This window comes from Streptomyces sp. NPDC048636 (assembly GCF_040650655.1).
Taxonomy (GTDB): Bacteria; Actinomycetota; Actinomycetes; order Streptomycetales; family Streptomycetaceae; genus Streptomyces.
Window position 1 is genome coordinate 575,736 of record NZ_JBEZHR010000004.1, and the last position, 7,679, is coordinate 583,414.

Sequence of the window (7,679 nt, forward strand, 5' to 3'; positions counted from 1 at the left end):
TCATGAGGTCGGCCCCTCCGCTCGGTCGCTCGCGTCGGCTTGGCCGTATGCGGCGCGTATGAGATCAGCCATGTCCATCGAGTCGATCGCGGTCGTGGACCCGGCGCTGTCGGCCGGCTCGCCCCCGGGAGCGGTCTCAGCCAACCGGAGCAAGGCGTCCACCAGCCCGGCCTGCCTGAGCGAGGCGATCGGAATGCGGTCGATGATCTTCTTCAACCCTGCGTCGTCGACGCTCTCACCGGTCTCGCTCCCGTGGGTCCCGGTGTCCTCGCCGAACAGCTCGGCGTACACCAGCTCCGTGACAGAGGCGGGCGTCGGGTAATCGAAGATCAGCGTGGCGGGTAGCTGCAAGCCGGTCGCCACGCCAAGCCGGTTCCGAAACCGCAAGGCGGTGAGCGAGTCAAAACCGGTTTCCTGGAAACCGCGCCCTGACTCGACCGAGCTGCCGTCGGCATGTCCCAGCACGGCCGCCACCGTGGCCCGGACGAGGTCGGTGATCGCATACGTCCGCTCGGTGGCGGGCAGGCCGACGAGCCGCTCGCGCACACCGGTGTCGGCCGCTCCGTCCGCCGACCCTTCGGGGTCGTCCTGCCTCGCCTCGAGCAGCTCGGCGAGGAGCGACATCGATCGAGTGCCGACGAGCTCGGTGGCGAACGAGGACCACTCGACGTCCGCCACGACCACGGCCGTCTCATCGCGGTCGATCACCTGGCCCATGGCCTGGACGGCGCCGCGCGGGTCCATCGCGCGCAGGCCGCGGGCCGCCAGCCGGTGCTCCACTCCGTCGCGGTCGGCGATCCCTGGGCCTTGCCAGAGTCCCCAGGCGAGGGAAGTCCCGGTCAGACCGAGAGCCCTGCGGTGCGCGGCCAGTGCGTCCAACGAGCTGTTCGCGGCGGCGTAGTTGGCCTGGCCAGCCGGGCCGACCGTGCCGACGAACGACGAGAACAGGACGAAGTCGACGAGGTCGCGGTCTTTCGTCAGCTCGTGCAAGTGCCACGCGGCGGCCACCTTCGGGCGGAACACCCGCGCGAAGCGTTCCGGGGTGAGCCGGTCGATGACGCCATCGTCGAGCACGCCCGCGGTGTGCACGACCGTGGTCAGCGGATGTTCGGCCGGCCAGTTGGCCAGCAGGTCGGCGAGCTGCGCCCGATCGGCCACGTCGCAGGCGACCACCGACACCGAGGCACCCCGCTCGGTCAGCTCGGCGGCCAGCTCGGCTGCGCCGGGTGCGGCCGGGCCACGACGGCTGGCCAGCACGAGGTGTCGCGCGCCGCGCCGGACGAGCCAGCGCGCCGCCTCCGCCCCGAGAGCGCCGGTGCCGCCGGTGACCAGAGCGCTGCGCTCGAGCGGCTGATGCGTCCGGAGCGCGGGTGCGGTGACCCGGGTCAGCCGACGGCAGAACACCGCGCCGCCTCGCACCGCCAGCTCACTCTCGCCGTCTCCGAGCGCCCCGGCCAGCGTCACCAGGTCCGCTCGGCCGACCTCGCGTGGCAGGTCGACGACGCCACCCCACGACACGGGGTGCTCCAACCCCGCATGCCGGGCGAACCCCCACAGCGCGGCCTGCCGTGGCTGGGTAACGGCGTCTCCCGGCCGGACGGCGACCGCATCCTGGGTCACGCACCAGATCGGGGTCGACAAGCCGAGCTCACTCACCGACCGCACCAACGCGAGCGTGCCGCTCAGGCCGACCGGCACGGATACGGCGTCGGTGTCCTCGGCTGTGTCAAGCGCCAGCAACGACAAGATCCCCCGGGCCGGTTCGCCGTCCAGCGCCGTGACGAGCTGGTGACGGACCGCCTCGACATCCGCCGCTCGGGGGACATCGACCCGGCTGATCTGAGCCCCTCGGGCGCTCAGCGCTGCGATGACCTGCTCAAGCCACGTCGGCCCGGCGATGTCCGCCGGCACCACGACCAGCCAACGGCCGGTGAGCGGTCGGTCCGATCCTTCGGTGGGGCGCCAGGCGACGCGGTACTGCCAGCCGGCCAGCGTCGCCTGCTGCCGGCTGCGCTCACGCCACGACGACAGGGCCGGGAGCACGGTGCCCAGCGAGGATCGGCCGGCGTCGTCGGAGAGGGCGAGCGCCGTGGTCAGTCCGTCGAGGTCGCCCTGGTCGACCATCTTCCAGAACCGGGTGTCGACTTCGGTGCCACGAGACGAGCGGCCGGGCGGCGTCTCGATCCAGTAAGGGGTGTGCTGGAAGGCGTAAGTGGGCAGCTGCACCGGCTGCTGACCCGAGGGGAACAGGTCGGACCACCGCACGTCGACGCCACCCACGAACGCCTCGGCGGCGTTGCGCAGGAATTCCCGCGCGCCGCCGTGGCCGCGACGGAGCGTTCCGACCGTCGTGACCGACGTCCCCTTGGCCTCGGCGAGCTCCTGTATCGAATGGACGAGTACCGGGTGCGCGCCCACTTCGTGGAACGATCGATGCCCGTCGCTGAGCAGCTGGTCGACCACCTCCGCGAAACGCACCATCTCGCGCAGGTTCCGGTACCAGTAGTCGGCGTCGAGCTTCCGGCCGTCGAGCAACGAGCCGGTCACCGTCGAGTAGAACGGAACCGTGCCGGGCGAGCACTCGACCACACCCAGCGTGTCGGCCAGCTCAGCCCGGATGACCTCTACCACCGCCGAATGTGACCCGTAGTTGATCGGTACGCGCCGGACCCGCGCTCCCTCCGACTCCCAGACCGACAGGAGTTGATCGAGCTCGGCGGTGACCCCGGAGACGACTGTGGACATCGGTCCGTTCACCGCGGCGACGCCGAGCGCGGGATAGTCGGCCAGGCGTTCGCGCACCTCGTCTGCCGATCGGTTCACCCAGCCCATACCGCCTCGCGTTGCCAGACGCCGAAGCACCCGAGATCGCAGAGACACGACGCGTGCGCCTTCGGTCAGCGACAACGCCTCCGCCGCCACGGCAGCGGCGAACTCACCTTGGGAGTGCCCGACGACAGCCGAGGGTCGAACGCCGAGTGATGCCCACAGCCGGGACAAGGAGACCCCGACCGCGAACAGCGCCGGCTGGACGACGTCGTCCCGGTCGAGGCTCGGCGCACCTGGCACCCCGGCGAGCACGTCCCACAGCGAGAACCCGTCCCAGTCGACCCATGGCGCCAGCGCCTCGTCACAGGTCCGCATCAGCTCCGCGAACGTCGAACTGCTCCTCCACAGTTCGATGCCCATCCCGAGCCACTGGCCCCCCTGCCCGGGGAACACGAAGACCGGGCCGTCGTGGTCGGCTTCACCGGCTCCCGCCACCACCAGGGCCGAGTTCTCCGGCTGGCCCGCCGCGATCGCGTCAAGGCCGGCCAGCAGCTCATGGCGGTTCTCCGCGATCACCACAGCTCGGTGGGAATGCGTGGCCCCGCCGTTGGTCAGTGCCGCGCCGAACCCGGCCACATCGGTGTCCGGTGAGTCAGCCAGCGCGGACCGCAACCGGGTTGCCTGGCCGGCCAACGCCGCCAACCCCCGGCCTGACACGGGGAAGGCGGAGACTCCGAGCCGCGTCACGGCGTCCGACTGCCCGGCCGCCGGCTGCTCCGGCGCCTGCTCGAGGATGACGTGCGCGTTCGTGCCACTGATACCGAACGAAGAAACGCCGGCACGGCGGGGCCGACCGGTCCTCGGCCAGTCGTGGTTCCGGTCGAGCAGAGCGACGGCTCCCTGCGACCAGTCGATGAACGGCGAGGGCTGCTCGGCGTGCAACGTCCGCGGCAGGACGCCGTGACGCATCGCCATGACCATCTTGATGACGCCGCCGATCCCGGCGGCAGCCTGGGTGTGCCCGATGTTCGACTTCAGCGAGCCCAGCCACAGCGGGGTTTCGCGGTCCTGGCCGTAGGTGGCCAGCAGCGCCTGGGCTTCGATCGGGTCGCCGAGCTTCGTGCCGGTGCCGTGCCCTTCGACCACATCGACGTCCGACGTGGACAGACCGGCCGAGGCCAGCGCCTGGCGGATCACCCGCTGCTGCGAGGGACCGTTCGGGGCGGTCAGGCCGTTCGACGCGCCGTCGGAGTTCACCGAGGAGCCCTTGAGCACCGCGAGTACCTGGTGGCCTTGTCGGCGTGCGTCCGACAACCGCTCGAGCACCACGAGGCCGACGCCCTCGGCCCAGCCGGTGCCGTCCGCGCCCGCGCCGAACGCGCGGCACCGGCCGTCCGGGGACAAGGCTCGCTGGTGACCCAGGTCGACGAACGTCATCGGGGTGGACATCACCGTGACCCCGCCGGCCAGCGCGAGCGAGCACTCGCCCGACCGCAGTGCTTGTGCGGCCAGGTGGAGTGTCACCAATGACGACGAGCACGCGGTGTCGACCGAAACGGCGGGCCCCTCCAGGCCGAACTGGTACGCCACCCGCCCCGAGAGCACGCTGCCCGCGCTACCGGTCAGAACCGCTCCGCTGAGCTGGTCCGGAACCAGGTCCACTGCCGGCGCGTAATCGTGGTACATGACACCGGCGAACACCCCGGTCCGGGTGCCGCGCAGGGAGTCCGCGTCGATACCCGCGCGCTCGAAAGCCTCCCAGGCGACCTCCAGCAACAACCGCTGCTGCGGATCCATCGCCGTCGCCTCACGGGGCGAGATCCCGAAGAACCCGGCATCGAACTCACCCGCGTCGTGCAGGAACCCTCCACCACGCGCATACGTCGTCCCCGGATGATCCGGATCCGCGTGATACAAACCCTCCACATCCCAGCCACGCAACTCCGGAAAACCAGTAATCCCCTCCCCGCCCTCGACCACCAGCGACCACAAATCCTCCGGAGAACCCACCCCACCCGGATAACGGCAAGCCATCCCGACAATCACCACAGGATCATCGGGGTCGCTCGCCGGCGAACTGGTCGTGTCCGCTGTCTCACCGCTCGGGGTGAGCTCGCCGGACAAGTGGTCGGCAAGGGCCCGTGGGGTCGGGTAGTCGAACACGGCCGTGGTCCCCAAGCGCGATCCCGTGATCGCGTTGAGCCGGTTGCGCAGCTCGACGGCGGTGAGCGAGTCGAGTCCGAATTCCTTGAAGGTGCGGTCGACACCGATCGAGTCCCGCCCGTCGTAACCGAGTACTCGCTCCGCCTCCGCGCGCACCAACTCCAGCAGTCGCCCAGGCTGGGATGTCACGTCCGCGCCTTCACGGCGCGGTCCGTCCGGACGGCCCGGTAGGGCCGCTGGGCGAGCCGGGCGCGGCGCGCTCGTGATCAGTTCGCGGAGCAGCGGGTGCACGTTCCCGCCGTCCGTGGCGGAGGCGGTGTCCAGCCGCAGTGGCACGAGCAGCGGCTCGCTCCGCCGAAGAGCGGCGTCGAAGAGTGCGAGTCCCTCGGTTTCGGACAACGTCGCTATTCCGGAGCGAGCCATCCGGTTGAGGTCGCCGGCGCTGAGCGCCGCCGCCATACCGCCCCGCTGATCCCACAGTCCCCACGCCAGCGACGTCGCCGGGAGTCCGAACTGGGCGCGATGGTGGGCGAGCGCGTCGAGGTAGGTGTTGGCGGCGGCGTAGTTGGCCTGGCCCGCTGCGCCGATCAGGCCCGAGATGGAGGAGTACAGCACGAACGCCGACAGCGGCATGTCGGCGGTGAGCTCGTGCAGGTTCTTCGCCGCCACCGCCTTCGGACCCATGACCGCGTCGAGGCGCCGCGGACTCAGCCCGGTGAACACGCCGTCGTCGAGCACACCGGCCGTGTGGACCACAGCGGTGAGGGGTCGGTCGGCAGGCAGCCCGCGAAGCACCGCGGCGAGCTCGGCGCGGTCGGCGACATCGCAGGCTTCGGCTCGCACGTCCAGACCCAGCGCGGTCAGCTCGGCCACCAAGGCGCACGCCTCGGGCGTGACGGGGCCGCTCCTGCTGACCAGGAGCATGCTCGTCACTCCATGCTCGGTGGCCAGGTGCCGCGCGAGCAGCCGGCCGAGTCGGCCGAACGCCCCGGTCAGCAGCACGGTTCCGCGCTCGGGTATCGGCTTCTCGGCGGCGGGGGGCGAGCCGGGATCCACGGGCAGGCGCGTGAGGCGCGGGACACGAACGCCCTCGGCGGACAGAGCCAGCTGCGGCTCCCCCGTGGCTACCGCGGCGGCGAACCGCCGGGCCCCCTCACTGCCCGGCGCCACGTCGACGAGCACCATGCGGCCGGGGTGCTCGGACTGCGCGGCACGCAGCAGACCCCAGACCGGCGCGTGGTCGAGATCAATGCGGCCGTTGCCCCCCGTGTCGACGGCACCGGTGGTGACGACGACCAGTGGCGCGTCGGCCATCGTCTCGTCGGCCAGCCAGTCCTGTACCAGTCGCAGGATGCGGTGCGTGCCGCCGACGTCCGTGACGTCGGTCGGGGGAACCACGGTGATCACCGCGGACGGCGTCGGGGCCCCCGCCGCCATCGCGGCCCGCAGCGTGGAGAGATCCGAGTACCGGTCGAGCGGTGAGCGGTCACCGGCCAGCTCGGCACCGAGGTCGTGCGGGTCCTCCCCCACCATCGCCCAGTGACCGGTGCCGGGGTGGGCGCCGACCTCCTTCGGCAGCCACGACAACCGGAACAGCGCCGCCTCGCTCGGATCCGTCGACGGAGCGCGTGGAGCGTCGGGCGCAGGCCGCAGCACCAGCGAGTCGATCGACGCGACCGGGTTGCCTTCGGGGTCGGTGAGCATCATGGCCACCGAGTCGGCGCCGGTCCTCGAGATGCGGGCCCGCAAGGCCGGCGGGGCCGCGGTGTGCACGGTGACACCACTCCACGCGAACGGCACCAATGTCTCGTCCGCGGTCCCGAACAGGCCTACCAGCGCGGCCTGGATGGCGGCGTCCAGGAGGGCGGGATGCAGGTCGAACACCGGGCCGCCGTGTCCCGCCGCCTCGCCCAGGACGATGTCGGCGAACACCTCGCCGTCGCCGCGTCGGACGGCTTGCAGTCCTCGGAACGCCGGCCCGTAGTCGTACCCCCGGCGGGTGAGTTCCGCGTATGCGGTGGTGATGGCGATCGGCTGTGCGTCGGGACCGGCCTCGCCGTTCCAGCCGGTTCCGGACGCCGATCCGACCGGCGAGAGCCCGGCAGGTGGGGCGACGGTGCCTTCGGCGTGCCGGGTCCAGGTGCCGTTCCCGGCGGTGTCTCCCACGCGGGACAGCACGCTCAGCGCACGGCGACCGGTGCCGTCCGGCGCATCGATCACCACCTGGAGCTGGGTGTCGCCGTGCTCCGGCACGACCAGGGGGGCGCGCACGACGAGCTCTTCCACCGGGCCGGCGCCGGTTCGCTGCGCGGCGTGCAAGGCCAGGGCCAGAAATCCAGTTCCGGGAAGGATCGGAGTGCCCAGCACCACGTGGTCGGCCAACCACGGTTGCTGGTTCACGGACAGTCGGCCGGTCAGTACGAGCGCGCCGCCATCGCCCAGCGGCATCTCGGCGCGCAGGAAGGGGTGATCGACCGGCGCCAGGCCGACGGCGGCGAGGTCGGTGTCCGGCAGGGGGGAGGGTTCCAGCCAGTAGTGTTGGCGTTGGAAGGCGTAAGTGGGCAGTTCGGTGTGGTGAGCCCCGGTCCCGGCAAACAACTCCGGCCAGTTCACCGCCACCCCGGCGGTGAACAACGCACCCAGCCCCGCCAGCACCGACTCGACCTCGCCACGACCGTGACGCAGACTGGGCACCGCCGTAATGTCCTGGCCGTCCAAGCATTCCCGCACCGACCCGGTCAGCACCG

1 protein-coding gene is annotated in these 7,679 nt (G+C 71.4%); it reads right to left on the reverse strand.

Features of this window, described 5'->3' with window-relative positions; all coding sequences use genetic code 11:
• Positions 1-7,650, reverse strand: a complete 7,650-nt coding sequence (locus tag AB0C66_RS15175) for a type I polyketide synthase (protein WP_362437372.1) — start codon at positions 7,648-7,650, stop codon at positions 1-3.
• Positions 7,651-7,679: the final 29 nt, after the last annotated feature.